The following is a 24882-nucleotide window of genomic DNA, read 5'->3' on the forward strand; positions in this document are numbered from 1 at the left end:
CGATCGCGAGCGCCACCACGCCGGTGCCCAGGATCAGCACGACGCCCGCCTGTCCGTTCAGCGCGCCCGCGTGCGCGATCACGGCGTCGCTGGTCACCGTGACGCGTTGGGTCTGCAGCGATGCCAACAGCGCGTCGCCCAATGCACGTGCCGCCTCGGGTGCCACCAGTGCACCGGCGGCGCCCGCGATCACCTCGTCGACCGGGCCGAAATTTCGCGCCACTGCCAAGATGGCCGCCTCCGCGGCCCGCACGCCACCGGGCGCCGTGAGCCCCGGCGCGCCCGCGCCCTCGGCCCTGCGACCGCCCGCCGCGGCCCGGCAGGACGTCTTACCGAGGTCGACGGCCAGTATCACCGCAGCTTCTGCGCGAATTCGATGACGTTGCCGTCCGGGTCGGCGATGTGCAGCGTCCTCTCATGCCAGGGTCGATCCACCGGCCCGGTGAGGATCTCGACACCGAGCCCGCGCAACCGTTCCGCTTCCTTATCGACGTCGTCGATAAGGAAGCCGATCTCACCGCAGGGCGGCTTGCCGCCGTCGCGACCGATGAGCTCCGGCAGTTTCGAGCGTTCGAAAAGCGAGAACTTCGTGTTCTCCATGTCGAACTCGACATAGCCGTCGCCCTCGATTCGGACCTGAAGGCCGATCACGTCGCGGTAGAACGCCACCGACCGGCGCAGCGACGCGACATAGTGAATGACGTAGTCCACCCGACGCATGCCATGCACGGTATCCGTTCCGTGCGCCTTCGTATGGCCCACGCGGCGTAAGGTTCGACCATGAACGTCCCGACGGACATTCACTATGCCAAGAGCGGTGGCCTCAACATCGCGTTTTCGGTAGCCGGAAAGGGTCCCGACCTCGTCGTCGCGCCCGGCTTCATCTCGCACCTCGACATCATGTTGGAGGAGCCGTCGGTCGTTCACTTCTACTCGCGGCTCGCGTCCTTTCGTCGCGTCGTCACGTTTGACAAGCGGGGCACCGGTCTCTCGGATCCGGTGCTGCACGCGCCGACGTTGGAAGAGTCCGTCGACGACCTACGCGCCGTCATGGATGCGTCCGGATGTGAACGCGCCGACCTGGTGGGCGTGTCGGAGGGCGGCACGATGGCGATGCTGACGGCGGCCGGCCATCCCGATCGCGTGAATGCGCTCGTCCTCTATGGCTCGTTCTCCCGCCTGCTCCGAACGGACGACTACCCGCTCGGCGTCACCGAGGAGCAGCTGTCGGCGTTGGTGGAGGTGAGCGCGGCAGGCTGGGGCGAGGGCGTCGGATTGGGGGCATGGGCTCCGAGCCGGCGGGGCGACGCCGATTTCCGGCGGTGGTGGGCGCGGCTGCAGCGCGTGGCGGCCAGCCCCGGCATGGTCCGCAACATCTTCGCGCTTTATCCGCAGCTGGACATCCGTGACGTGCTGCCGGCGATCCAGGCGCCGACGCTCGTGCTGCACCGGCACGACGACCGGATGGTGAGGTGCGAGATGGGTCGCTACCTCGCCGATCGCATCCCCGGGGCCAGGTTCGTCGAGATTGACGGCGCCGACCATCTGTTCTTCACGGGCGACGCCGACGCGCTGCTCGACGAGGTCGAGGAGTTCCTCACCGGCGTCCGCCCGCAGCCGGCGGTCGAGCGCGTCCTGGCCACCGTGTTGTTCACCGACATCGTGGACTCGACGAAGCGGGCGGTCGAGCTTGGCGACCAACGGTGGAAGGAGCTGCTCGGCAGGCATGACGCCCAGGTACGACGCCAGCTCGCACGCTTCAAGGGTTGTGAGGTCAACACGACTGGCGACGGCTTTCTCGCCCGGTTCGACGGGCCCGCGCGGGCAATCCGGTGTGCCATGGCGATCCGCGACGTCATGCGGAGCCTGGGTCTCGAGGTTCGGGCGGGCGTACACACGGGTGAGGTCGAGTTGCGCGACGACGACATCAGCGGCATCGCCGTCCACATCGCAGCGCGGGTGGCGGCAGCGGCCGAGGCCGGCGAGGTGCTCGTTTCGCGCATCGTCGTCGACCTGGTCGCCGGGTCAGACCTGCGCTTCGCCGGTCGCGGCGAGCACACCCTCAAAGGTGTGACGGGTGAGTGGGGGCTGTACGCCGTCGAGGGTTGATGGCTGGCTGCGGCATCGATTGCGGCTGGGTGCAGAACTGATACCGTTCAAACCGCAAGCCGCTCGTCATATTGATCTCGCGAAAATCGGCGGCTCACCACCGCGCTGGAGGAGTTCATGCGCAGGAGCGCGTCATGACCGATGCCACCTGGGCCCTCTACACCGAGCAGATGGACAAGGTCGACGGCTGGTTTTTCGAGGCCGACGTCGAGCTCTTCAGCAAACTGCTCGCTTGCCAGACGGCCGAGGGCGTCAAGGGCGACATGCTGGAAATCGGCGCATATCAGGGCAAGTCCGCCATCTTGATGGGCTATGGCCTGCGTGACGACGAAGAACTGGTGATCTGCGATCTGTTCGGCGCCGTGCTGAATCACGCCGACATCGCCCAAGCCCCACGCCAGCAGTACTCGGGCTTGGACCAGCAGCAGTTCCTCGCCAACTGGGACCGTTTCCACACTCGCCGCCCAACGCTGGAGGTCTGCGAATCGTCAGAGCTCGATCTCGGAGACCGCAGTCTCCGCTTCGTCCATATCGACGGTTGTCACGGCTACCAGTGCGTCGCCAATGACATCACCCTGGCCGTGACTCACGCAGCCAGGCGGGGAGTGATCGCGCTGGACGACTACCGAGGGGTGGAAACCCCCGGTGTGGCGGCAGCCGTTTGGCAGGCTGTCGGCAACGGCTTCCTGTTCCCGTTCGCTGCGACGTACATGAAAATCTATGCTTGCACCTCGGCCGCTGATCAGCGTTACTGGTTAGAGCGGGTCAGGGATCGCGGCGACATCTGCGCTTTCCCCGACTTCGAGATGCCGTCTTATCGGAGCGTTTCGGACACGCAACTTCGCCGCTCCGATGAGCGATGACAGGCGTTCAGCCGGCGTATTGGACGACCGCGTCTTCCAGGAGACCGGCTGCGGCGGCGGCGCTTTCGGCGGGTGTGGCCATCTGGGCGGCGACTTCGAGGGTTCGAGCTACGCAATGCGGAGTGAGGATGGCCCGCAGGTCGGCGAGCAGCGAATCTCGAGTGGTTGCGGAGAAGTGCCGTCCGATGCCGACGCCCAGCTGGCCGACCGCAGCAGCCCACATTGGCTGATCGACCGAAACCGCAAGGGCCAAAGTAGGTTTGCCGGCCCGTATGCCGGCGAACGTGGTGCCGGGACCGCCGTGGTGGACGACCGCGCGGCAAGCGGGAAAGACGGCCGAGTGGTTTATCGCGCCCACAACCTTGACATGGTCAGATTGCGGGACGCCAGCCAAATCGCTTACGCCGCTGCAGATCAGCGCCCGCTCGCCTAATTGCGCGCAGGCCCCCGTGATCATCTCGAGCAAGCCGGCGTGAAATGCGACTCGCGCGCTGCTGCCAAAGCCGAAGTAAATCGGCGGCGTTTCCGCGGCAATCCATGACGACACCTCGTCGTCGACATCGGTCGGTAACTCCAGCGTCAATCCGCCGACGAACGGCCGTCGGACTTCCCATTTCGCCCATTCGGCCGCCAAACCCGGGAAAAAGAGTTCGTCATAGGCCTGAATCTCCAGTGGTTGTCGCACCGAGGTGCCCGATCCCTCCGGCAGGCTTAACGTTTGGCGCAGGGCGTCTTCAGCTTCTTTGGTTACTTGCGTACCCGTGTCACGCCCGAGCGGGTAGATGTGCAGCGCGGCCTGCGGAATGTCGTAGAATTCCGCAACATTGGCGGCCAGCCCCTGCTGGCTCGCATCGGTCAGCAATAGGTCTGCCTCGTCTGCCAGCGACGTGAGCGCCGTTCCCAGCCGCGGCCAGAGTCGTTTGAGATCCTCTGAAATCACCCACGCCATGAAGACCGGGTTCGGCGACTCCCCGTACTTGCGGGCGATCTCCGCGTTCTGCCGAACCTGGTCGGGGCCGTGGGGGACCGCAGGAAGTCCCGCCGACTCGACGAAGCCGACATAGTTGGGCGGGACGGCCATGCGTACGTCGTGACCTCGGCGTTGCAGCTCCCGACCGATGGTGGCGCAGGGCTCGACATCGCCCCGAGTTCCCAAGGTAGCCAGTGCAATCCTCACCACTGCGCGCCTGTCTGGGAGCCGGATCCGACGATGCCAGTGAAATATTCGATCGTCCGCTCGACGCCTTCTTCGAAAGTGACTCGGGGCCTCCAGCCGAGGGCGGACTCGGCGAGGGCGATGTCCGGCCTGCGCTGCTTCGGGTCGTCCGCGGGCAGTGGCTGAAAGACCGTCATGGAGGGGGAGCCGGTCATTTCCTTGATCAGCCTTGCTGTTTCGAGCACGGTGCGTTCTGCGGGGCTGCCGAGGTTGACGGGTCCGGTGAACGAAGCTTCGCTCACCGCCATTTTCACGAGCCCTTCGATGAGGTCGTCGACGTAACAAAAGGAACGGGTCTGGCTGCCGTCCCCGAAGACGGTGATCGGTTCGCCGCGCAGCGCCTGGACGATGAACGACGAAATAATTCGCCCGTCCTCGGGGTCCATCCTCGGACCGTAGGTATTGAAGATGCGGACGACCTTGATGCGGACGCGGTAGCGCCGCGCGTATTCGAGCATCAGCGTCTCCGCAACCCGCTTGCCTTCCTCGTAGCAGGCCCGCATGCCGAAGCAGTTGGCGTTGCCCCAGTACGTTTCGGCCTGCGGATGGATAGTCGGATCGCCGTAGACCTCGCTGGTGGAGGCCTGCAGAATCGTCGCCCCGCGCTCGCGCGCCAGTTCCAGTAGGTTTCTGGTCCCGGCGTAGTTGGTGTCGAGGGTGAACAGCGGATCGCGCTGGTAGGCGCGCGGCGATGCGGGGCAGGCCAGGTTGAAGATGACGTCCAGTGGACCTGGCATAACCGCGGCTACGGGCCGGGTGATGTCGTGCTCGATGAAACGGAAGCCCGGGTCTGCCTCGAGCTGCATCATATTTTCGCGCCTGCCGGTGCAGAAATTGTCGAGTCCGATGACTTCGATGCCGTTGCGGCGGAGACGATCGCACAGGTGGGAACCCAGGAATCCGGCGGCGCCGGCGACGAGGGCTCTCACTGCTTGTACTCCTTGGTTCCGGCCATCGAACACGTAGCTTCGCATGGCGGAGCTGACTTCCTGCAAGACGCCCGCTGGAACTGTCCCCATTCACACTGGCGTTAGTGGTTCGTTCAGCTGGAGTTCACCGGCGATGCGAACACGACGCCCATCAGCGTGCACGTCTGAATGTGCGCCGCCCCGGATTCACCGTCGGTTGTCGCCGCGTTCCTGCACTTGCCGAGGTCAGGCGCGTTGGGCAACGCCGCGGTGCTCTAGGTTCCGGCCGGCGTATTCGTCCGCGCATCCCAAATGGCTTGTGTCTCAGGACTGATCGAGGCGTGGTGGATCTCCTGGAAGTTCCGTCCGCCTCGACGAAATGTCGCGACGACGGCGACCGGCGCGTCTTGCTCCAGCATCGGGATGGACAGCCACTCGCAGGGTCGTATGTGCACCAAGTCCACCGCTGCGGCGCTTGGGTCGGCGGCGTAGGAGTAAGGCCCGCAGATGCGGCCCAACCAGAACCGCCCTTGAGTGTCGCGGGTCCAGACAAACGAGCCTTCGTCGACGTCGGCGAATCGGTCGACCCGATGGACAAGCCGCTCCTGCTCGCCCGGCCGGCTCACGAATTGCCCAAACCCGCACACCCCGAGCCGACGGGCGCGATCGATCGCGGCCTGTGGGTCGACGGCATCGTTGCGGGATCGCATCGGCGCGCGGTACACGGCAACCATGGGAGACATCGTGCCTCGGCGCCTTGGCCGGGCCGATGTGGACCTTTTCTCGCGCATCGCAGGCGACGACGATTTAACCTCCCGGCATGGACCGTATCTGGCAGTGGACATGGGATCGTTGCGGCCCGAGGTATTACTGGTGGGCCCTCTGCGCTGCGGCGTTTCTCGTGTCGCTGCCCGTTTACACCGTGTTCGTATCGCTTCCGATCGTCGTTTCCGAAAAGTCCGACCGCTACCTCGGTGCGACCGCCATCACCGTTGTCGCCGTAATTGTGCTCGTAGGCATCATGGTTTTCCCGGATCACGGATGGGCGCGCCTGGTGAAAGAGTGGGCCAGGGGCGACGGGGCCGAAGGAGTAACCGCCCTCGAGGCCACCTACCGGTATGTGCGCAGCTCGACCGTCCGAACGGTGTGGGGTACCGGCATCTGGGCCGCCGCCTTGTCGGTCGTCGTCGGCGCGATCGCCGGTGCGACGGGGCCACGATTGCTGCAATACGGGATTCGCGGCGCCGTCATCGGAATAGCGGTGCAGCTGATCGCTTTTCACAGCATCGCGGAGGCGATGCAGCGGCCGGTCAGGATCGCCCTGGCCGGTGACACCGGAATCGGCGATTCGTTGCCGCGCTCGCGCCCCACCTTTGCCACGCGATCGAACGTGTCCATGCTCGCGGCCGCCTTCGCATACACCGTCGGCGGGGCCATGCTTGCGACGGTGCTGCACCCGGTCAGCGACGCCCCGATCCTGTCCGTCCTGATCGGCTGTGTGTTGACGCTCGTCTTCGCGGTGCCGATCACCGTCGGCATCGGGTTCTCGCACTCGCTGCAACCCGTCCGGGACCTCGCCAACGGCGCCGAACGCGTCGCCGCAGGGGACTACGGTCGACGCTTGCCGGTCGTTCAGGACGACGACCTGGGTGCACTGGCCGCGTCGTTCAACCGCATGCAGGCGGGTTTGGCTGAGCGCCAACGTCTTCAGGGCGCGTTCGGCACCTACGTCGATCCCGCTTTGGCTGCGCGGTTGCTCCAACAGGGCGACGACGTGTTCACCGGTGAGCGCCGCGAGGTGACCGTGATGTTCGTCGATATCCGCGACTTCACCCCGTTCGCGGAGGCGAACTCCGCCGAGGACACGGTCGCCCGGCTCAACGCGTTGTTCGAAATCGTGGTGCCCGCCGTCGTCGAGGCCGGTGGTCACGTCAACAAATTCCTCGGCGACGGGGCTTTGGCCGTATTCGGGGCGCCCAACGACCTCCCAAACCATGCCGACGCGGCGGTGGACGCGGCCGCACTTGTCCATCGTCTGGTGACGCAGCGATTCGGCGGTGAACTTCGCATCGGAATCGGCGTCAACACCGGCAAGGTGATCGCCGGCACCATAGGAGGCGCAGGCAAGCTTGAGTTCACGCTGATCGGCGACGCGGTCAACGTCGCCGCGCGCGTCGAACAACTCACCAAGACCACGGGTGACGCCATCCTTGTCACCGGTGCGTGCGTGGACGCACTCGCCTCTCGACCGCCCGGACTCCTCGATCGGGGATGGCACGTTTTGAAGGGGAAATCGGCCGAGGTACGGGTTTTCGCTCTCGGCTAGGGGCGCGACCGCGACCTGAGCTGCGCGGCCTGCGGCCTTTAACCTCTCGGGGCCAGGACGACGACGGGGATGGGTCGCGACGTCCGCTTCTGATATTCGTTGTACCGGTTCTGATTGTTCTTATTGACGATCTGCCATAGCCGCGAATAGTCCGGATCGCCGGACAGCACCGGCCGTGCGGTGACAGCGAAACGCCTTGGGCCGACGTTGATCTCGACGTCTGGATTCGCCTTCAGGTTGTGGTACCAGCCGGGAGATTCGGGCGCACCGCCCTTGGAGGCGACCACCAGGTAATTGTCACCGTCGCGGGCGTAGCTCAGCGAGGTCGTGCGCTGCTCACCGGTCTTCGCGCCGACGGTATGCAACAGCAGGCTCGGTATCCACAGTGTGCGGTGACCGATCCAGCCGTTCGTCTTGCGATAGACCGCGTCGTGCACCCGCAGCACCTGCGGGAACAGCTTTTCTGCCAGACTCATAGCGACCAGTCTGCCCCTTTTGGGGGCTAGTGGTGATGCGGCGGCTGTTCGTCGCGGAGCCGGCGCTCGTCCAGCGCCTCGCGCGCCTGGTCCTCGTCGGCGTACCGTTCCACGTCCTCGGGCGTGACCTGCACCCGTGGCGGTGTGGGCGCGGCCGGCGGTCGCTTTTCGGATTCGCTGGACATCAAGCGATTGTCTCATTGTCGACGAGCGTTAGGTCCCGGCTCTGGCGATGTCTCGACGAAGGTGAAGGCGCCCGCCCCCGAAACGAATTACCATTTGCAGCGCAATATCGGCGACCAAAAGACCAGTGCCACTGGCGACTCCGCGGCCGGTTACTTCATCCGGCCCGAAGGGCGATCGACGATCCACGCCTCACGTGTTCTGGATGATCCACGTGGTGGTGAAGCGCAGCATCTCGGGGATGCCCTTGGCCAGGTCAGATCCGATGGATTTCTCCAGCTTGCCGCCCACCAAAGGGATCTTGACCTCGACCCGCAAGGCTGACCGCAATTGCGAGCCGCCGTCGTCCGTCGGCGCCAGCCAGACTTCCGCGCGGCCCGATCCCAAACCGCCGGACGCCGAGACGTTGACGTGTCCGCGCACCTGCCCGTCGCCGTCCGGTCGCCACGTCTCCGCCTGCACGATCTTCACGTCACCGGTGACGAACTTGGTGATCAGTCCGGGGAGGAGTTGACGCCCCAGGTGCTGGGTCGTGCGGACCGTCACCGTGCTGTCGTCGTCGACCATCAGAGAATCCAATGTGACGAGCACGCCGTCAGCGGCCGCGATGCGGGCCAGCCAGTAGTCCTCGCGGCCGAAGGCGGAATGGATCTGCTCGACAGTGGCGGACGACTCGGTCGAGACGTCGAATGATCGCGACATATGCATCCATTCTTACCGGAAGCCTGGCTCACGGCCGCTCGAAGTGCTGGTAGTCGATGGGCGCCGTCCAGTCGCCGCCCCACCGCCACCCGCGGTCGGTGAAGGCGCGGACGGCGGGGTCGCCGTCGTGTAGGAGCCCCGGGTCATTTCGGCTGCGATCCAGATAGTCCGCTGCGTTGTGCGGCTGAAACGCGCCGTCGGCGTAGACGCACGGGTTCAGGCGTGGGTTGAGGTCGATGGCCCGACCGTAGGCGTGTGGCGACCAGTGCTCGCTCCCCGCGATGCCGCGGCAGTTGAACGCCGACGTGTTGTCGTCCTCCATGGATTGCTCGTCGTCGGCGGCCGGATAGCGGTCCGCGGTGCGGATCTTCTCGATGGGGAAGCCCAGTCGGTACAGCCGCTCGAAGATCGCGATGACCTCCGGCACCAAGTCCTCGTGCACGATAAGTTCACCGCGGTGGGTCTGGCCGTCGAAGCCGATGTGGTCGACGCCGACGCGACGCAACTGCGCCGGGCCTATCGGGCAGCCCGGCCGCCAGCTCGCGCCGAGCTCCGCTGCGGTGACCGGTCGAACGTCGGTATGGCCACGAGCCGGCGGCGTGCCCGGTGTCGACGACGCGGGGCGTGACGGCCCGGCCAACGGGGGCGGCGGCGCGGCGGTGCACTGCGTCATGGTGGCCCCGACCGCCATCGCGCCCACCAGCGCGGCGACCCACCGCCTGCCGGAGGTCACTGGGGATGGGTCCTCACCACTTGCTCCATCGCGACACGACCGTCGCAACCGGGCGTCGCGAGACGGTCCGGCGCCAACGCTACTTCAGGCAGCCGGTCCCTGGACTTACCCTTGCGATATGCCGGTAGTCAGAGGCAGGTGGAAGGTCTGGCCGCCCTCGGTGCGCAATGCGGTTGTCGTCGCGATTGTGCTGCTGGCCCTCATCGCGGCTTCGCCGTGGGCGTTCACGGCACACACACCGGTCGCCGAGCGCCCACCGCAGCCCGCGCAGATGCCCGCACAAACGCAGGCGCCCGCGGCGGCGCCGACTGCGGCTCCCGCCCCCGAATTCGAGACCATCTCCAAGCTGATGAATGACGCGATCGCGGCAGGCGGGCTGCCGGGCGGCGTGGTGATGGTTGGGCACGATGGCAAGGTCGTCTTCCATCAGGCCTACGGGTCGCGCAAGCTCGCGGGTGAGCCGGGGCTGGACGGGTCGCCCGCACCCGCCGAGCCGATGACCGAGGACACCATCTTCGACATGGCGTCACTGACGAAGTGCCTCGCAACAGCGGTCGCCATCATGCAGCTCTACGAACAGGGCAAGGTTGCGTTCGACGATCCGGTGCAGAAGTATCTGCCCGACTTCAACGCGGCGAACGACTCGCGGCGGGCGAAGGTCACGGTCCGCATGCTGCTGACCAACACCTCTGGCGAGGGGATCGACGTCAGCCTCGCGGACCCTTGGGGACTGGGCGGATCCGACAAAGCCGAAGGCATTCATCGCGCGCTCACCACGCCACTGCAGTCTGGCCCGGGGGAGCTTTTCCGCTATTCCGACATCAACTACATCCTGCTGGGCGCGCTGCTGGAGAAGACCACCGGCGAGGCCGAGGACACCTACGTCGAGCGCAATGTGTTTGCGCCGCTTGGACTGCAAGACACTCGGTATCTTCCGGTGACCAAAGCGTGCGGACCACATGTGGTGCGCGGGGCCGCCGTAGCTTGGGCCCCCGCCGCGCAGGGATCGGCGCCCGTGGCATGTCCCGCGGGAACATGGAACACGAACCTTTTGCCGCGCATCGCGCCGACTGCGCGCGACGAGGAAAGCCGAGACGACCCGGGCAACAATCCGGATTTCTTTGCGCTGCTTCGGGGTACGGTGCATGACCCGACGGCGCGCCGCATGGGAGGAGTGGCCGGCAACGCCGGCCTGTTCTCGACGGCCCACGACGTCGGCGTCTTTGCGCAGGCGCTGCTTGACCGGCTGGCGGATCGCCCGAGTGAATTCCCCTTGCGCCCAGCGACTCTCGAACTGATGACAACACCGCAGCAGCCCGGCCATAGCCCAGAACAAGTAGAAGCGGCCAACCGCGCCGCCCGGCAAGCCCGCACACCAAGATATCCGGCAATCGAGGGGCAGAGCCTGTTCGGTTTCGGCTGGGACATCGACACGGCCTTCTCCAGGCCGCGCGGGACGGTCTTTCCCGTCGGCAGCTTCGGCAACACCGGATTTACCGGAACCACGCTGTGGATGGACCCAGGGTCGAATACCTACGTCATTCTGCTCTCGAACTCGATTCACCTACGGGGCAGCCCGCCGATCTCGCACCTGCGGGGTGCGGTGGCCACGGCCGCGGCGCAGGCCCTGCACCTCTACGGCGCCGCGCCAACTGAAACGACGCCCGCCCCGCGGAAAAAGCCGTAGCTCCTTGTCATTTCACGCAGGGAATGCCGTCGGCGGTCATGCGGGAGAGGTTGGTAACGGCGGGTTGCTGCGCACCGGCGCCGGTAGCGGGCACGGTGGTGACCGGTGCCGCGGCCGTCGTCGTCGATTCCGACGTGGAACTGTGTGTCTGGTCGAACCGGGAGAAATCGGTCCCGACGGTCAGCCGCACCGTGTTGACGGCGACGCTGTCGGATGCGGTCGCCGTTATGTCGTACTGGTCAGCGAGCTCGGTGGCCGCCACCTTCGCGCCGGCCCCGTAGGTGATGGTGCTCGTCTCGGTGGTGGAGTCGGCGGTGCTCACCTTGCCCTCGCTGAATTTCCCAGTCGCTAGGAGCATTTGGACCGTTGCAGCCTCGCCCTGCCGTCCCGAGGCATTGACGACGTCGAGGACGACGCGGCCGGCGGTGCTCTGCGTGTCGCCGTCCGGTTGCGCCGCCGTGGTGGGGCTGCTGGTCGTGGGTGCGGTAGACGAATCGGCGCCCACCAGGTTGCGCGCGATGGAGCGGACGGTGGATATGTCGATGAAGTTCACATAGGCGCCATCTGGGAGTTGACCGAAGCCGGTGACCGGCAGCGTGTACAGCTCCACCGGCCTATTGGGGAATGTCAACGCATTTCGCACCAAATCGTCGAAGTCGAATCCGGCGTCCACGGCGACGTTCTGCTTGGCGACGTCCAACAGGGCGCGCAGCCGGCTGGGGTCCGACAGCGCCCCGCCGCGGCGCAGCGCGCTGACCACCGAGACGACGAAGGCCTGCTGGCGCCGGCTTCGATCGAGGTCGGTGAACGCCGCATCGTTGGGGTCGCGGCGCTGTCGAACGAAGGCCATTGCCTGGCCTGCGCTGATCTGCTGCATGCCCTTATGAAAGTCCGCGCCGGAATAGTAGCGGTCCGACGTGTCCTCGTTGAGGCACACCGTGATTGGTTCCACCACCCGGGCGATTTGGAAGAATCCGGCCAAGGTGACTTCGATGAAGTGGTCGATCGGGATCTGCAAAAGGCTTTTGACGGTGCTGATCTCGGCTTTGCGGCCCGCCTCCCGTGCGGCCTGTTCCTTCGCGGCGGCGTCTTCGCCTTGAGTCGGGGTCGGACTCGACTGCGAGCCAGCGGAGGTGCGGCCGGTCATCACCCGTTGGTAGGCGTAGCTGTAGGCCTCCTTGATCTTGCCGCGGCAGTCCGAGGTGGGGCATCCGGCCAGATCGACATAGTCGTCGCGGGGGATTGAGATCGCCGTGGCCGGAGCGTCGCCGGCGGGCAGGTGCACGACGATGAGCGCGTCGGAATCCCCGTCGGCAGAGTCCGCGTTGCCCGCGTGCAGCGCGTCATAGACGTCGGGTGGAAGCGGCCTGCCATGCTGGTCGCGACGGCTGTCCAGACCCATGATCAGAATGTTCTGATCACTTCCGGTCGATGCGGGTTCACCGGCCAGTGCCTCGGATTTGGTGATGCCCGCCGATGCGCTGCGATATGCGTGCCAAGCGAAGCCGATGACGGCGACCACCACCAGGGAGATCAACGCGGCCAGCACCTTGGCACCGGCCACGATTCTGTGGTTGCGGTGCAGGCGATTCCGGGGCTCGGCCGTCGCTGAATCCGATTCTTGTTCGCCGGGCGGCCCCGCTCGACGCGTCATGACAGAACTCAGGATAGCCGGGCGGCACCGCTTCAAACTGGGGATTGCGGGATTGCGAAGCCCGCGTGAGGTGCCGGAACTGCCTCGCATTGTCAATAGGATGGCCGGCGCCGACCATCGCGAGTCATCAGGAATGTCAACGCATCCCACCCACCAGGATCGTCGTAAGTTGCTTGAGGTACTCATAGACGACTTTGCTCTTTAACTCCGCCGGCGCGTAGGGTCCGATTCTGCAGCAGCGCCCACCGCCATCGACGAGCCGCAGTCGGACACCCAGCGACGACGGGGCCGCCCCAGAAATGTGAAGTTCCGGGTAGTTGGGGGTTTCAGGAAGCCTGATCTGGTGTATCCCTGCCGGGTAGCAGTTCGTTCGGACGAGTAGCGCTGCTATTCCAAGTTTGCCTCTCCAATCGGGATCAGCCGCTCCGGCTCTCGACGCCTTCCGAGTAAGGAACTTCAGATGTCATCACCTAATACCGTTGTGCGATCGTTGCATGATCTGGGATCCGCCGCGTGGTTCGGCGGCTCATTAATGGGCGCTGTCGGCGTCAACGGAGCGGCGGGCGAGGTCCGCGATTCGAATGATCGTGCCCGCGTGGCCGCCGTGGGCTGGGCGAAATGGGCTCCCGTCAGCGCGCTTGCCATCGGAACGCACCTGATCGGCGGTGCCGGTGTCCTGTACGCCAATCGGCATCGCGTCAAGCACCAGTCCGGCGTCACCGCCAACACCGTCGCCAAAATCCTGCTCACCGGAACAGCGCTGGGCGCCACCGTGTACAGCGGGATTCTGGGCGCGAAAACGACGCAGGGCGACGGACATTCCACGGACGGCGCGACCGAACCGTCGGCCTCGACCCCGAACGATGTGGCGAAGGCCCAGCATCAACTGCGTTACCTGCAGTGGGCGCTGCCGGCGTTGACCGGTGCCATTGTGATCCTCGGTGCCCAACAAGGTGAGCAGCAACGGCCCGGACAGGTACTTTCCGGAGTCGCCAATACGTTGGCCCGGCGGGCGCGTGACTGATCGATCATCTGTGTCATGCCCTGGCCCAAATCCTTATCAGGAAGGCACATAACTTGATGAGTCAGAACCGCAATCTCGTCGCCTTATCCGCGGCCGGGGTGTCAGTTTGGCTGGATGATCTGTCCCGAGAGCGGTTGATATCCGGCAATCTCGGCGAGCTGATCGACACGAAAATGGTTGTCGGCGTTACCACCAACCCGTCGATATTCCAGGCTGCCCTGTCTCACGGCCACGCCTACGACGCTCAAGTCGCAGAATTGGCGAAGTGCGGCGCCGACGTCGAGGCGACCGTCCGCGCGGTGACCACCGATGACGTTCGATCAGCGTGTGACCTGCTCACACCGCAATGGAAGGCCTCAGACGGCGTCGACGGCCGAGTCTCCATCGAGGTCGATCCGCGTCTCGCGCACGACGCCGACAAAACCATCGCCCAAGCCATCGAGTTGTGGAAGATTGTCGACAGACCTAACCTGTTCATCAAAATTCCAGCGATGGAAGACGGTCTCTCGGCGATCACCGCCGTCATCGGCGAAGGCATCTCGGTCAACGTGACACTGATCTTCTCCGTCGAGCGGCACAAGCTCGTGATGGACGCCTACCTAGCCGGACTGGAAAGGGCAAAGGCTGTCGGACACCACTTGTCCACTATTCACTCCGTCGCGTCGTTCTTCGTATCTCGGGTCGACACCGAAATCGACCAACGCCTGGAAGCCATCGGCACCGCTGAGGCATTGTCTCTGCGCGGTCTGGCTGGCGTGGCGAACGCCCGGCTGGCCTACGCGGCGTACCAAGAGGTATTCGAAGGTAGCGGCCGCTACGAAATGCTTAAAGACGATGGGGCGCGGGCGCAGCGGCCTCTGTGGGCCTCGACAGGGACCAAGAATCCCGACTACTCCGACACCCTCTACGTCACCGAACTCGTCGCCCCGCATACGGTGAACACCATGCCGGAGAAGACGATTGACGCCGTTGCCGATCACGGAGTTATCACCGACGACACCGTCACCGGCACATCCGCAGCGGCCCAAACGGTTTTCGACCAACTCGAGGCCGTCGGCATCGACGTGCGTGACGTGTTTTTGACGCTGGAGAACGACGGCGTCGAGAAATTCGAGAAATCCTGGGAGCAGTTGCTGCAGGCGGCCCAGGGCCTGCTCGACGCTGTGGCGACGTGATCCGTAGCTACCCTCGATTGGCGACTACGGGCATCGGGGTGCGACAACCCTGATTTGGCTGACCGCCTTCTCGTTCCCTACCCGCTGCTTTTGGGTATCTTCGTAGTGTTCCGGCTCGCCGAGGACTACCTCTTGGTGCCCAAGATCATCGGGCGAGCGGTCAGGGTGTCGGCGCTGATGACCGTCGTGGCAGCCTTGATCGGTGGTTCGTTACTCGGGATTGTCGGAGCCCTGGTTGCCATTCCGATCGCAGCTGCCTTGCAGCTCTTGGCGCAGGAAATCCTTTTTCCTCGACTCGATCAGCTTTAAGGCATACCCCGGGTGGGTCCAGTGGGGTCGCAGCATGTCAGGCGGTGTTGCCATCTAGCATTTGGGGTGACTCCTCGCGCGGCAAAGTGAGGTTGAATCATGGTTGTTGCGGCTGCGGTCGCCGTGTCCAGTCCGCGCCGCGGCGCAGTGGGTTCCAAACGCCTATCGGCGTCCGCCTTTTCGTGAGGCGCCGAAATCTCGGGGTCGTCTCGGGATGGTCAGCGGAGGTTGAGCACGGAATCCTGTCTGGGAGGGCCAGCTTGAGGATCGTCCGCAGCACCAGCAGGTATTGGCGGGGCAGCGACCCGGTGGTGTAAGGCAAGCCGTACTCGGCACAAAGCGGCTGCACCCGCTTCGCGATTTGAGCGTAACGATTGCTGGGCAGATCAGGAAAGAGATGGTGTTCGATCTGATAGCAAAGGTTTCCACTCATGAACGCGAGGATTGGTCCAGCTCGAAAGTTCGCGCTGCCCAACATTTGTCGCAGATACCATTGCGGCATGGTTTCATCGTGCAGGGTTTCAGGCGTGAACTTCTCGGCCCCTTCGGTAAAGTGGCCGCAGCAGATCAGCGCATATGCCCACAGATTGCGTAATAGGTTGGCGACCGCGCCCCCGACTAGGACGCGCCGCCATCGCCGGCCTGCGAGCGCCGGAAACAACAAGTAGTCTTTGGACACTTGACGCACAATTTTCCGGCTCAGATCGTTTGTGCAAGAGGATTTTCCGGCGTCAGTCTGCGCGCGGTCTCGTTCGGAGTGCAAGCCGTGCAGTGCGATACCCCATTCGAATACGATCGCCAGCACCAGATGCCGCAGTGGCTGCACCAGATGGCCTGGTTTCCACTGTTGGTCCCGGGTGACCCGCATGATGCCGTACCCAAGGTCGTCATCGACGCCGACCACGTTGGTGAAGACGTGATGGCGATAGTTGTGAGAATACCGCCATTGTGAGGACGGTCCCGCCATGTCCCATTCCCAGGTGGTGGAGTGGATTTCGGGGTCGTTCATCCAATCCCATTGGCCGTGGCTTATATTGTGGCCCAATTCCATATTCTCGATGCTCTTGGCCGCGGCTAGGGCGAGCGTTGCCAGCGTCCACCCGGTCCTGGTTCGGGTGGTGCCGATCGCGACCCGGGCGGCGAGATCGAGGCAACGTTGAAAAGCGATGGCGCGTTGGATATAAGCCCTATCGTTCGTGCCGCGCGACTGCTCGATGTCGACACGGATGGCGTCCAGTTGGAGGGCTAGTGCCTCGACCTGCGCGGTGCTCAGATGAGCGTATTCGGCTACGTCGGCGATGGCCATTACGGTTGCACCTGATTCTCAGAGGAACAGACCCGCCCGGCTGGGTGGGCCAGCGAATAGTCTGGTGGCTCGGACAAGCCGTGGCCCGGGAGGTCGGGTGCGATCACCGTGTGGGTCCGCGCCAAGCCGGGGATCAAGCGTTTCCAGGTACGGCGTGTGCTGCCCAGACCGTGGATGATGAGTAGCACCACTGGTCCGGATACGGCCTGAATGTACGAGACCGCACCGCCGCTCAGCGGCATTCGGTGTTCTGCCGCCGAAGCGGTCGACTGTTTCAGACCGACAGGCCCCTGTGCCGTGACGTCCTGGGTGACCGTCCGCTTTGGAAGGGTTCGCATGGGTGAGCTTTCAAGAGGAAAATACGAATCGCCCGGTCGCGAGCGATCGCTCTCACGCTGCGCTAGAGGGCGGCGTGTTCCGGGCCGGCTGGACTGTCAACCAGGATTCACTCTACTCGTGATCGCTTGCGGCTCGCGAGTAATGAGAGGTTGTTCTCTTCAGGTTTCGGCGGCCGCCAGACGGGTATGTGCAGCGCGCCATCTGGGACGCCGCATGCGCGGCGGCACCAAATTGCGATAGTCGCGGTTGGGGCGGAAACCACTTGCTGGAGGAGCGAATTCGCGATTGGCACTCGAAGGATCACAGGGCGGATCCATGGGTGACGCGTTGCCCGCCCGGGTCGTTATCGGCGCGTCCTTCAAGCGCAGGCGACGGGCTTGCCGGATCCCGCAGCTTAGTTCGTGGTCATCTCCGCGCATCCGACTAGGATGCGGCCTGGCGCGTATGATTTTGGATGGCAATCCGGTTGAGCGCTTGGCGCCCCGAGTCCGCCGTGGGCAGCGTCTCGCCAGGATCGCCCAGGTGCAGGAGGCGCCGGACGAATGGGCCGCCGACGATGGCCCAGCGCGTTCCTGCGGCGCGGCAATCGTCGTTGATCCTCATAAGAATGGAAATCGCTCGAACGCAAATAAAGTCGACACCACGAAGGTCGAGGATCAGGCCGGGCGCCTGCCCGACGAACCGATTGACGTAGTCGTAGAAGCGGTCGATATTTGTGGCGTCGATGTCACCGGTGACCTCCACAACGGTCACCTGGCCTCGGGAATGCGCGCGCAATTGCGCGCCGTTGCAATCGATCATGCAACTGGCGGGCATGAAGCGACGGGGAGTGGTGTTCGCAGACATAGGAACGATCATCGGTGCATCTCATTTCGATCGTGGGGTGCAGAGCCGGTTGGTACGCGTCGATCGAATCGCACGATGGCTATAGCCAGTACTCAGGATCCATGATGAATGCGAAAAGATTGGATGATGCACTATCCGCGTGTCCACAGGCTGTGAACTCAACCTATCAGCAAGGATAGCGCACTTTCCGTTAGCTCGCGCCGGCGAGCGCGCAGCTGGCTCGGCCGCTTCGGGGGGCGCGCCCGATCTAGGGCGAATACAATTGAAATCCGTTGCCTGCCAGCTGATTGGGAGCGATCCTGGCCTAACCGACAGTTCACAGACGACTGTGAACCCATCGGCTCAGAACCTACGAATCCGACTCGGTGTCCAATAGCCTGAGCGGGTGGAGACCATCGACCGCTCCGACGAACGGCGGGTGGATGCTGTAGCCGAGCATCCGGCGGATGTCATCGGAAACGGTTCGCGCGATATCGCGCGACACCGACAAGGTGAAGGCCTCCATCGGGCGCAGCCACGGTTGGCAGTACTGCGCGGTGACGGCGAGGCGCTCACGGTCGGTGTTGTTCGCGCCGCCGCCGTGCCACAGCGTGCCCACGAAGAAGACACACGAGCCGGCGGACATGACGACCGGTAAAGCCTCATCGCCGGGACCCGGTCGGCGTTTGCCCCAGCGATGGCTGCCCGGGTAGAGGACCGTGGCGCCGTTGTCGGCGGTGAAGTCGTCGATCGCCCAGATCGTCGCGGCCGCCAACGGTGCGCGGGGGCGCGGAATCGGGTAGAAGCCGTCGTCGTGGTGCGCCAGCTGTGCGGCCTCACCGGGCTGAATGTTGATGGCCTGCAACGCCGAAAGCAGGTAATTGGGCATCAGTAAGCGGTCGAGCACCGCCAGCACCCGGGGATCATCGACAAGTCGATCGCACACCCGGGTCCTACTCAGCACGCTGTAGATGCGCTGGGTGCGCAGGCCCTCGAACGAGTTGCGTCCGGTGTGCCCGAGCCACGGCCGCACCACCTCGCGGATCTGCGAGCACTGCTCGGCGCTGATCAGGTTCTCCCAGATGACGTAGCCGTCGCGATCCAGGGCCGCCATGTCCGCCTCGACGATTGCGTTGTCGACCGAACTTCCGCCGGTCGGCGTCCGCTTGTAGCGCTGCGCCAGATCGCCCCGCAGATCTTCCAGCGTGGTGACGGATTCGTCGTCGATGCTCATCGGTGCTCGTCCTTAGTCCACTGGCACTTCTGCCCACACTAAGCCGATTTCGCCTCGGCCCACACCCCGAATCGCCGACTCGTCAGCCCCGCAGGCCGGCGATGAAGCGTTGCACGCTACGGGCCAGCGACCGCGGAACGTGGTCGGGATCCATCAGGTCGTTCTCGGCCAGCGGACCCGCCTCATTGGCCACGGTGCGCTCGGTGAATGGCCGCAACGTCTTGCCCTCTCCCCGAAGCGCCTCGATCGCCCTGAAGACCGACCGGTGTTCGGCGATCGCCTCTATCAACTCGCCCACCGAGACACCGAGGTGCTCGGCCACCAATTCGTTTCGGAACGAAGCGATTTCGCGGCGCAGCTCGTCGTGTCGCGGATCGTCCGGCTGCGCCTCGATGACCACGTCGCACTCGCTGTCGAAGCCCATGGACCGGTTGTTGAAATTCGATGAGCCGATACGCAACAGCCGATCGTCGACCACCAACACCTTCGAGTGCACGTAGATCGGTGCGTCGCCGTCGGTCACCGGCCAGTACATGCCCAACCGGTCATGCTCGTCGGCTTCCCACAGCAGCCGGATGAGGCGGTGACGTGCGCTGTCCATGGTTCCGCGCTCGAGAGGGTTGTTGCCCCTACGGGCCAGCACGATGACGATGTCGGGACCGTCGTCTTCAGCCAGCCGCGCGGCCAGCGCCTCGGCGATGGTCCGGGAAGCCAGGTACTGGTTCTCGACATAGATGGTGTGGCGTGCCGCCGCGATCGCCGCCAGGTTGAGCGCCTCGACCTCCCGCACCTCGGGGCGATCTAGCAGCTCCGGCACGGTGCGGGCGATTCCGACGTCCACGTTACGCAGGCTCGGCCGCAGCTTGGCGGGCCAAGCGCTGTGCTTGGCCTCGACCTGGCTCAGCGATTGTTTCGTCGCGGTCTCCCAGCGCGCCAGCGCCTGCTCGCCCAGCGCACGGGCCGCCGGACCGTCAACCGCCAACCCGACGTCGTGCCGCGGCCCATAACCGCGCCCCGCCGTGCGCCGATGGCGATTGTCGTGCTCATGCGCACGGGTGTCCCACCGTTCCAGGGTGAGATCGATGCCGGCGCAGAAGGCCACGGCGTCGTCGATGACGACGATCTTCTGATGGTGCACGGAGCCGATCGGGTGTGCGCCGTCGATGGCGAAGTGCAGTCGCCTGCTGCTGATCTGGTTGAGCAGCGACACCGGGGTGAGGGCGAACCAAAGCCCATCGAAGGCCGGCAGCAGACGAAGATTGGACTTGAGTACGTAGATGTCCAGGCCGGGGCGTTTCCACACCATCCAATAAAGGAACGCGCCCAACTGATTCGGTCCGGGCAGGGTCTTCTCGCCCCGCTCGAACGTCACCCGCGAGTCGAAATCCCAGCCGATCAGCACGATTCGATGACGGGCGCGCAACATCGCGGCCTTGACGTGCTTGAAGTAGTCGGCCGCGTCGATGATGGGGGCGAACTGGTCGGCACGCGCCACGCGCCAGCAGGTCCGGCCGGGAGTCAGAAGTCGATCGTCGTGCACGCCGGGGCTCTCAACGAGGTTGATAGGGCAGCGCGGACATAGCCACTGTGTACCACATCGGGGCGGCCGCCCGGATTCCTGTTGCAATCGCCATCCGACGGCTCGACTTGGACGTTTATCTGCGGTTATGCGGGGTCGGAGGGCCTTGGCAGGACAATGGCGCCGATCTATATGAGGATGAAGTGATGCGAATGCTGGTAGTGCTTGCGGGCTCCGCCGCCCTGGTCGGCACGGCCGCGCCCGCCTACGCCGACCCGGTCGGGAGTTCGGGACCAGACGCGAGCTTCATCGCCGCGCTCAACCAGGCAGGCATCACCTATCGGGATCCGGCCGCCGCCGTCGGGGTGGGCAAAAGGGCGTGTGAGCTGATGGACCAGGGCAGTCCCCAGGTGGACGTCATCAAGAGCGTGTCATCGAGCAATCCGGGGTTCACGGTCGACGGCGCCGCGCAGTTCACCATGATCGCGGCGAGCGCCTACTGCCCGCAGCACCTGGGTCAACGCGTGAACCAGGCGCCGCCGGCGCAGCCGGCGCCGGTCGTCGACCTTCCGCCGCTCACCCCCGGCGCCGCCTAGCGGTCTGCGCCGCCGCTATCACGTTATGCAGCAACGGGTTTCGCCCCTACGCTGCGGCCTCGAGGGTGAGCAGGATGCGTTTGGCTTCCGCGCCACCGAGATAGCCGCCCAGCGCGCCGTCGCTGCGCACCACGCGGTGGCAGGGCACCACGACCGGTAGCGGGTTGTTGGCACAGGCACTGCCGACGGCGCGAACGGCGTTGGGGTTGCCCGCCAGCCTGGCCACCGCGGCGTAGCTCGCGGTGTCGCCGTAGCCGATCTCGGGCAGATGGCGAAGCACCGTGTTGCGGAAACCGGCCGAGAGCCGCCAGTCCAGCGGCACACTGAATTCTTGGCGCCTGGCGGCGAAATACTCGTCGAGTTGCCGCGCGGCCGTGTCGAGACGGGCCGGCGCGAGCAGGATGCGTGGGCTAATCCTGTCGGCGAGGCTCTGCAGGACGGCGTCGTGGCCCTCGCTGGCGTAGGCGACGCGGACCAGGCCGTGCTCGGTAGCCGCGATGAGCAGGGCGCCGACCGGGCTGTCGACGACACGGTAGGCGATGTCGAGGATGCCTTCGTGTTCGGCGGACGCGGCTAGCCGGGCGTGCAGCGCGTCGAGATCGCCGGCGGTGGCGTCGGTGATCCGCGCCAACTCGTGGGCCATCACTTGTTCATTGCTCATCGGTGTTCTCCTGTCCCGGTGGTGGCGATGCCGGGGTACGTGCGCCTGAGGGTGGCGATGCCGTCGGCGGCGGCGCGCCGGGCGGCGTCGGGGCTGCCGCCGAGGATGGCGGCGATCTCGGCGTAGGGCAGGCCGGCCAAATAGTGGTAGGCCACGGCCTGCTTCTGCTTGGCCGGCAGCCTGTCCAGCGCGTCGGCGAGGTCGTCGTCCCTGCCGGGGTCCGCCGGGCCGGCGGTCTCGGGAACCTGATCGGTGGGCACCGCGCGCCGCGCCCGGGCCCGGGTGACGTCGATGGCTTTGCGGTGCGCGATGGTGACCAGCCAGGCCTCGACGTTGGCGTCGGCGGGCAGGTCCGGGTAGCTGCGCAACGCGGATAAGAACGTCTCCGACCAGGCGTCGTCGGCGTCGACCGGCCCCACGATGGCACGGCACACCCGCAACACCGCGGGACCGTGGTCGACCACCACCGCCTCGAAGGGGCGTTTGGCTGTCACGCTGTGTAGACGCTGGGGCCGGGAGCTTTGTGAGATGCCCTTGGTGTGGGCTACACCGACTGGAAGCTGCGTTCCACCTCAGAGCGGCTGCGAACCTGGTCGCTGCCCAGGACGTAGGTCGGCAGGGTGTGTGGGACGGTGGTGCCGCCCTTGACCCTGGCCTGGGCCTGCCGAAACTCCGGGGCCGGGCCGGATGCGGCGTTGATCCCGTTGATGATCGACCACACCGCGGTGCGACGGGCGGTGCGCTCGATGATGTTGCAGTCGCGGTGCTGCAGCAGCTGCTTGGCCCACTTCGGCATGGTGTCACGGATGGCCCAGTCGACGGCTGCCTGCGGCATGGGAACGTTGGGGCCGGTACCCATCGCTTTGCCATGTGTGACAGCCAGTTTCGGCAAGTAGGACTCCAGGCACTCGAGCGTTTCGGCCTTGGTGGTCGGCAGATCGGTGCCGCCCAGGGCGTGTCCGACCCGGACGAACTCTCCGTAGTATCGGTCGAGCTGCTTGCCGCGCAAGGGCATTGGGTGATAAAGCTCGTGTGCGGTGGCCAGGCCCCAGACCACCGTCGCATAGTTCCACCGCAGCCATTCGGGGTCGTCGGCGTCGTAACGGGCGCCGTCGGGGCGTGTGCCCTTGATGGTGTGGTGCATCGCGCGCACCGATTTCGCCAGTCGCTCAGCGGTTTCCGTCGACCCGTATGCCGTGCCGATGAAGAAGGCCACCGAGTGGCCGAGGCGCGTCGCGGCGCCTTCTGGATCGATCTGGGGCACATGCGAAATCGGGTTGCCGTTGTTGTCCCGCTTGATCAGCCGCGAGTGATGCATCCCCATCCAATAGATCGACGGGTCCAGGGTCTCCATGAAGGCGGCGCATTGCAGGCCGAAGATCAGGGCGGGCAGGTGCGAATGCACCCGCCACACGGCGCTGTCGGGACCGAACCAGCCCGGATCGCCGACGGGTGCGGCGAACTCCATGCCACGGAAGAAGTACCGCCGCATGTTGTCGTCCAGCTTTTTGTTGATCAGCTGCCCGACGATCTGGTGTGGCAGAAACACGGCGCGCTCCTCGACATTCTGGTCACGACTGTAACCAGAATAAGATTTGGCTACAGGTGTGACAAGACCCGGGCCCTCTCGACTTAGGCTGTAGGGATGTCGAGTCCCACCCGGTGGGCCGGTATACCGCTCAAGGACCGCCGCGCCGAGCGTCGTGCGCTGCTGGTCGAGGCCGCCTATCGCCTGTTCGGCAGCGGGGGCGAGGCCGCCGTCTCGGTGCGCTCGGTGTGCCGAGAATGCGGGCTGAACACGCGGTACTTCTACGAAAGCTTCGGCGATACCGACGATCTGCTCGGGGCGGTCTACGACCGGGTGAGCGAGCAACTGACCGAGGTGATCGCGGCCGCCATCGAGGAGGCGGGGGACTCGTTGAGGGCCCGAACCCGCGCCGGTATCGCGGCGGTGCTGGACTTCTCGTCGGCCGATCCGCGGCGCGGTCGCGTGTTGTTCACCGATGCCCGCACGAATCCCGTGCTGGCCGCGCGCCGGCGCGCGACGCAGGACATGCTGCGCGAGGGCGTGCTGACCGAGGGCTGGCGGCTCAATCCGGATTCCGATCCGGTGGCCGCGGAGGTGGCCGCCGCCCTGTACACGGGTGCCATGGCCGAGCTTGCTCAGCAGTGGCTCGCCGGGCATCTGGGCAGTGATCTCGACGCCGTCGTCGACTACGCTCTCAAACTGGTGCTGCGGTAGCTGGGAGTCTCATGGGCGGAATCGATCATGCGATGGTCCCGGTCCGGCGCATCCTCGGGCACAAGATCAGCGTCGGCGCGCTGATCGAGTTGGCGGTGTGGCTGACCATTCCGTATTTGTGTATTGGGTTCGCGTGGACCGTCTTTCACCCCGAGCAGACCCAGCGAATCCAGGCACGGATCGAAGCCGTGTCGCCCACCGGCGCGGACGCCATAGCCTTCGGGGCGGCCACGGTGCTGTGGCCGGCGTCGTTGCAGATCGCCGATTCCTGCCCCGCGCCATGAGCGACGTGCGGATGGAATGCGTGCATGACGGGACGGTTTGCTCCTAGGCTCTGTGAACATGTCAATCGACCGGTTCGGCCTCCTCGCGGGCACCATCCGCCTCGCCTCTGGCGTTTCATTCCTCGTCGATCCCTTACGGGCGAACAAGCTATGGGGTGACCCGGAAGAGCCGACGCCAACCGCGCAATTGTTGTTGCGCTCGATGGGTTATCGCGACGTGTTGATCGGTGTGCTGCTCGCCGCGGCGGCGCTGCGCGGTAAGAACACGCGCGGCTGGTTTCTGGCCTCCGCCGGTGCCGACGTGGCCGACCTGGTCGGCGGACTGAGCGTGCACGGCGAGCTGAAGCCCTCCCAGCAGATCATCGGCCTGGGCGGCGCCGCCGTCGGCGTCGCCGCCGGCCTCTGGGGCGCGGTGCGCCCGAGCCGCCGTCCGGCCCGCCGCGCGGTGACCGAACAACCAGCGCCATGAGCTGACACACCCCGGGCGAATCATTAATCTTTTGCTGCCCTA

The 24882-nt window shown here is 65.3% G+C and carries 27 protein-coding genes and 2 pseudogenes; 11 read left to right on the top strand and 18 right to left on the bottom strand.

Going from position 1 to position 24882, the window contains the following annotated elements:
• Window positions 1-355: pseudogene (locus DQP58_RS26680) on the bottom strand (ATPase); the annotation flags it as partial.
• The gene (locus tag DQP58_RS02535; protein ID WP_112706936.1) at window positions 352-720 is read right to left on the bottom strand and encodes a VOC family protein; all 369 of its coding nucleotides are present in this window, start codon (window positions 718-720) and stop codon (window positions 352-354) included. The pseudogene DQP58_RS26680 and the gene DQP58_RS02535, both read right to left, overlap by 4 nt.
• Before the next feature lie 60 nt (window positions 721-780).
• On the opposite strand from DQP58_RS02535, the gene DQP58_RS02540 reads away from it, so the two are divergent.
• Both DQP58_RS02540 and DQP58_RS02545 read left to right on the top strand, forming a co-directional pair.
• Complete coding sequence (locus DQP58_RS02540; RefSeq protein ID WP_112706937.1) at window positions 781-2109, top strand: adenylate/guanylate cyclase domain-containing protein; 1329 nt, start codon at window positions 781-783, stop codon at window positions 2107-2109.
• Window positions 2110-2243: 134 nt separating this feature from the next.
• Window positions 2244-2972, top strand: coding sequence for a class I SAM-dependent methyltransferase (locus tag DQP58_RS02545; protein ID WP_112706938.1), 729 nt, complete (start codon window positions 2244-2246; stop codon window positions 2970-2972).
• Window positions 2973-2979: 7 nt separating this feature from the next.
• Here the strand turns inward: DQP58_RS02545 and DQP58_RS02550 are convergent, their stop codons facing one another.
• The 3 genes from DQP58_RS02550 to DQP58_RS02560 all read right to left on the bottom strand — a co-directional run bounded on the left by DQP58_RS02550 (window position 2980) and on the right by DQP58_RS02560 (window position 5830).
• Entirely contained in the window at window positions 2980-4149 is a 1170-nt protein-coding gene (locus tag DQP58_RS02550; RefSeq protein ID WP_112707045.1) for a glycosyltransferase, read from the bottom strand.
• The gene (locus tag DQP58_RS02555) at window positions 4146-5117 is read right to left on the bottom strand and encodes a UDP-glucuronic acid decarboxylase family protein (RefSeq protein ID WP_112706939.1); all 972 of its coding nucleotides are present in this window, start codon (window positions 5115-5117) and stop codon (window positions 4146-4148) included. The genes DQP58_RS02550 and DQP58_RS02555 overlap by 4 nt, the downstream gene beginning before the upstream one ends.
• 254 nt (window positions 5118-5371) lie before the next feature.
• Window positions 5372-5830, bottom strand: coding sequence for a GAF domain-containing protein (locus DQP58_RS02560; protein WP_112706940.1), 459 nt, complete (start codon window positions 5828-5830; stop codon window positions 5372-5374).
• A gap of 86 nt (window positions 5831-5916) precedes the next feature.
• On the opposite strand from DQP58_RS02560, the gene DQP58_RS02565 reads away from it, so the two are divergent.
• Window positions 5917-7422, top strand: coding sequence for an adenylate/guanylate cyclase domain-containing protein (locus tag DQP58_RS02565; RefSeq protein WP_112706941.1), 1506 nt, complete (start codon window positions 5917-5919; stop codon window positions 7420-7422).
• Window positions 7423-7460: 38 nt separating this feature from the next.
• On the opposite strand, the gene DQP58_RS02570 is transcribed toward DQP58_RS02565, so the two are convergent.
• The 4 genes from DQP58_RS02570 to DQP58_RS02580 all read right to left on the bottom strand — a co-directional run bounded on the left by DQP58_RS02570 (window position 7461) and on the right by DQP58_RS02580 (window position 9474).
• Complete coding sequence (locus tag DQP58_RS02570) at window positions 7461-7898, bottom strand: nitroreductase family deazaflavin-dependent oxidoreductase (protein ID WP_112706942.1); 438 nt, start codon at window positions 7896-7898, stop codon at window positions 7461-7463.
• Between the two features lie 26 nt (window positions 7899-7924).
• Complete coding sequence (locus tag DQP58_RS26685) at window positions 7925-8083, bottom strand: hypothetical protein (protein ID WP_165827775.1); 159 nt, start codon at window positions 8081-8083, stop codon at window positions 7925-7927.
• A gap of 190 nt (window positions 8084-8273) precedes the next feature.
• On the bottom strand, window positions 8274-8783 hold the full coding sequence (locus DQP58_RS02575) for a DUF2505 domain-containing protein (protein ID WP_112706943.1): 510 nt from the start codon (window positions 8781-8783) through the stop codon (window positions 8274-8276).
• A 28-nt stretch (window positions 8784-8811) separates the two neighbouring features.
• Complete coding sequence (locus DQP58_RS02580) at window positions 8812-9474, bottom strand: M15 family metallopeptidase (RefSeq protein ID WP_112707046.1); 663 nt, start codon at window positions 9472-9474, stop codon at window positions 8812-8814.
• A gap of 232 nt (window positions 9475-9706) precedes the next feature.
• Here DQP58_RS02580 and DQP58_RS02585 point away from each other — a divergent pair, with 232 nt between their 5' ends.
• Complete coding sequence (locus DQP58_RS02585) at window positions 9707-11203, top strand: serine hydrolase domain-containing protein (RefSeq protein ID WP_430915683.1); 1497 nt, start codon at window positions 9707-9709, stop codon at window positions 11201-11203.
• Between the two features lie 7 nt (window positions 11204-11210).
• Here the strand turns inward: DQP58_RS02585 and DQP58_RS02590 are convergent, their stop codons facing one another.
• On the bottom strand, window positions 11211-12770 hold the full coding sequence (locus DQP58_RS02590; RefSeq protein WP_112707047.1) for an LCP family protein: 1560 nt from the start codon (window positions 12768-12770) through the stop codon (window positions 11211-11213).
• Between the two features lie 682 nt (window positions 12771-13452).
• On the opposite strand from DQP58_RS02590, the gene DQP58_RS02595 reads away from it, so the two are divergent.
• From DQP58_RS02595 to DQP58_RS02605, 3 genes and pseudogenes are all read left to right on the top strand, one after another.
• Window positions 13453-13881, top strand: a complete 429-nt coding sequence (locus DQP58_RS02595; RefSeq protein WP_240629547.1) for a hypothetical protein — start codon at window positions 13453-13455, stop codon at window positions 13879-13881.
• A 53-nt stretch (window positions 13882-13934) separates the two neighbouring features.
• Window positions 13935-15056 (top strand): transaldolase, encoded by a 1122-nt coding sequence (gene tal / locus DQP58_RS02600; protein ID WP_205869316.1) that lies wholly within the window; start codon window positions 13935-13937, stop codon window positions 15054-15056.
• Between the two features lie 99 nt (window positions 15057-15155).
• Window positions 15156-15365 (top strand): annotated as a pseudogene (locus DQP58_RS02605) (AI-2E family transporter); the annotation flags it as partial.
• Window positions 15366-15462: 97 nt separating this feature from the next.
• Here the strand turns inward: DQP58_RS02605 and DQP58_RS02610 are convergent.
• From DQP58_RS02610 to DQP58_RS02630, 5 genes are all read right to left on the bottom strand, one after another.
• A complete protein-coding gene (locus DQP58_RS02610; RefSeq protein WP_112706948.1) occupies window positions 15463-16671 on the bottom strand; it encodes a fatty acid desaturase family protein in 1209 nt (402 codons plus the stop codon).
• The gene (locus DQP58_RS02615; protein WP_346427254.1) at window positions 16671-17009 is read right to left on the bottom strand and encodes an alpha/beta fold hydrolase; all 339 of its coding nucleotides are present in this window, start codon (window positions 17007-17009) and stop codon (window positions 16671-16673) included. Before DQP58_RS02615 ends, DQP58_RS02610 begins: the two co-directional genes overlap by 1 nt.
• A gap of 424 nt (window positions 17010-17433) precedes the next feature.
• Window positions 17434-17856, bottom strand: coding sequence for an STAS domain-containing protein (locus DQP58_RS02620; protein WP_165827777.1), 423 nt, complete (start codon window positions 17854-17856; stop codon window positions 17434-17436).
• A 349-nt stretch (window positions 17857-18205) separates the two neighbouring features.
• Entirely contained in the window at window positions 18206-19069 is an 864-nt protein-coding gene (locus DQP58_RS02625) for a phytanoyl-CoA dioxygenase family protein (RefSeq protein WP_112706951.1), read from the bottom strand.
• Between the two features lie 82 nt (window positions 19070-19151).
• On the bottom strand, window positions 19152-20609 hold the full coding sequence (locus tag DQP58_RS02630; RefSeq protein ID WP_112706952.1) for a phospholipase D-like domain-containing protein: 1458 nt from the start codon (window positions 20607-20609) through the stop codon (window positions 19152-19154).
• Window positions 20610-20794: 185 nt separating this feature from the next.
• On the opposite strand from DQP58_RS02630, the gene DQP58_RS02635 reads away from it, so the two are divergent.
• The gene (locus tag DQP58_RS02635; RefSeq protein WP_112706953.1) at window positions 20795-21184 is read left to right on the top strand and encodes a DUF732 domain-containing protein; all 390 of its coding nucleotides are present in this window, start codon (window positions 20795-20797) and stop codon (window positions 21182-21184) included.
• A gap of 46 nt (window positions 21185-21230) precedes the next feature.
• Here DQP58_RS02635 and DQP58_RS02640 read toward each other — a convergent pair whose 3' ends face one another.
• The 3 genes from DQP58_RS02640 to DQP58_RS02650 are packed head-to-tail and all read right to left on the bottom strand — an operon-like array spanning window position 21231 to window position 23394.
• On the bottom strand, window positions 21231-21827 hold the full coding sequence (locus DQP58_RS02640) for a methylated-DNA--[protein]-cysteine S-methyltransferase (protein WP_430915684.1): 597 nt from the start codon (window positions 21825-21827) through the stop codon (window positions 21231-21233).
• A gap of 14 nt (window positions 21828-21841) precedes the next feature.
• Entirely contained in the window at window positions 21842-22339 is a 498-nt protein-coding gene (locus tag DQP58_RS02645) for an RNA polymerase sigma factor (RefSeq protein ID WP_066879151.1), read from the bottom strand.
• A 50-nt stretch (window positions 22340-22389) separates the two neighbouring features.
• Window positions 22390-23394, bottom strand: coding sequence for an oxygenase MpaB family protein (locus tag DQP58_RS02650; protein WP_112706955.1), 1005 nt, complete (start codon window positions 23392-23394; stop codon window positions 22390-22392).
• A 96-nt stretch (window positions 23395-23490) separates the two neighbouring features.
• On the opposite strand from DQP58_RS02650, the gene DQP58_RS02655 reads away from it, so the two are divergent.
• Genes DQP58_RS02655 through DQP58_RS02665 form a run of 3 tightly spaced genes read left to right on the top strand, consistent with a single transcriptional unit; the run spans window position 23491 to window position 24840 of the window.
• Window positions 23491-24087: a TetR/AcrR family transcriptional regulator gene (locus DQP58_RS02655; RefSeq protein ID WP_112706956.1), complete on the top strand. Its 597-nt coding sequence runs from the start codon at window positions 23491-23493 to the stop codon at window positions 24085-24087.
• A gap of 11 nt (window positions 24088-24098) precedes the next feature.
• Window positions 24099-24371 (top strand): hypothetical protein, encoded by a 273-nt coding sequence (locus DQP58_RS02660; protein ID WP_112706957.1) that lies wholly within the window; start codon window positions 24099-24101, stop codon window positions 24369-24371.
• Between the two features lie 58 nt (window positions 24372-24429).
• Window positions 24430-24840 (top strand): DUF4267 domain-containing protein, encoded by a 411-nt coding sequence (locus DQP58_RS02665; RefSeq protein WP_112706958.1) that lies wholly within the window; start codon window positions 24430-24432, stop codon window positions 24838-24840.
• Window positions 24841-24882 lie beyond the last annotated feature (42 nt).

The sequence above is a fragment of the Mycobacterium colombiense genome (assembly GCF_003284975.1).
Taxonomy (GTDB): Bacteria; Actinomycetota; Actinomycetes; order Mycobacteriales; family Mycobacteriaceae; genus Mycobacterium; species Mycobacterium europaeum_A.

What these genes read in the sequence shown, in the direction of transcription:
- DQP58_RS02625 (WP_112706951.1), bottom strand. Translation starts at nt 19,069, where the DNA reads ATGAGCATCGACGACGAATCCGTCACCACGCTGGAAGATCTGCGGGGC.
- DQP58_RS02565 (WP_112706941.1), top strand. Translation starts at nt 5,917, where the DNA reads ATGGACCGTATCTGGCAGTGGACATGGGATCGTTGCGGCCCGAGGTAT.
- DQP58_RS02665 (WP_112706958.1), top strand. Translation starts at nt 24,430, where the DNA reads ATGTCAATCGACCGGTTCGGCCTCCTCGCGGGCACCATCCGCCTCGCC.
- DQP58_RS02580 (WP_112707046.1), bottom strand. Translation starts at nt 9,474, where the DNA reads ATGGCGGTCGGGGCCACCATGACGCAGTGCACCGCCGCGCCGCCGCCC.
- DQP58_RS02570 (WP_112706942.1), bottom strand. Translation starts at nt 7,898, where the DNA reads ATGAGTCTGGCAGAAAAGCTGTTCCCGCAGGTGCTGCGGGTGCACGAC.
- DQP58_RS02635 (WP_112706953.1), top strand. Translation starts at nt 20,795, where the DNA reads ATGCGAATGCTGGTAGTGCTTGCGGGCTCCGCCGCCCTGGTCGGCACG.
- DQP58_RS02655 (WP_112706956.1), top strand. Translation starts at nt 23,491, where the DNA reads ATGTCGAGTCCCACCCGGTGGGCCGGTATACCGCTCAAGGACCGCCGC.
- DQP58_RS26685 (WP_165827775.1), bottom strand. Translation starts at nt 8,083, where the DNA reads ATGTCCAGCGAATCCGAAAAGCGACCGCCGGCCGCGCCCACACCGCCA.
- DQP58_RS02660 (WP_112706957.1), top strand. Translation starts at nt 24,099, where the DNA reads ATGGGCGGAATCGATCATGCGATGGTCCCGGTCCGGCGCATCCTCGGG.
- DQP58_RS02560 (WP_112706940.1), bottom strand. Translation starts at nt 5,830, where the DNA reads ATGGTTGCCGTGTACCGCGCGCCGATGCGATCCCGCAACGATGCCGTC.
- DQP58_RS02615 (WP_346427254.1), bottom strand. Translation starts at nt 17,009, where the DNA reads ATGCGAACCCTTCCAAAGCGGACGGTCACCCAGGACGTCACGGCACAG.
- DQP58_RS02545 (WP_112706938.1), top strand. Translation starts at nt 2,244, where the DNA reads ATGACCGATGCCACCTGGGCCCTCTACACCGAGCAGATGGACAAGGTC.
- DQP58_RS02540 (WP_112706937.1), top strand. Translation starts at nt 781, where the DNA reads ATGAACGTCCCGACGGACATTCACTATGCCAAGAGCGGTGGCCTCAAC.
- DQP58_RS02640 (WP_430915684.1), bottom strand. Translation starts at nt 21,827, where the DNA reads ATGGCCCACGAGTTGGCGCGGATCACCGACGCCACCGCCGGCGATCTC.
- DQP58_RS02575 (WP_112706943.1), bottom strand. Translation starts at nt 8,783, where the DNA reads ATGTCGCGATCATTCGACGTCTCGACCGAGTCGTCCGCCACTGTCGAG.
- DQP58_RS02620 (WP_165827777.1), bottom strand. Translation starts at nt 17,856, where the DNA reads ATGTCTGCGAACACCACTCCCCGTCGCTTCATGCCCGCCAGTTGCATG.
- DQP58_RS02535 (WP_112706936.1), bottom strand. Translation starts at nt 720, where the DNA reads ATGCGTCGGGTGGACTACGTCATTCACTATGTCGCGTCGCTGCGCCGG.
- DQP58_RS02610 (WP_112706948.1), bottom strand. Translation starts at nt 16,671, where the DNA reads ATGGCCATCGCCGACGTAGCCGAATACGCTCATCTGAGCACCGCGCAG.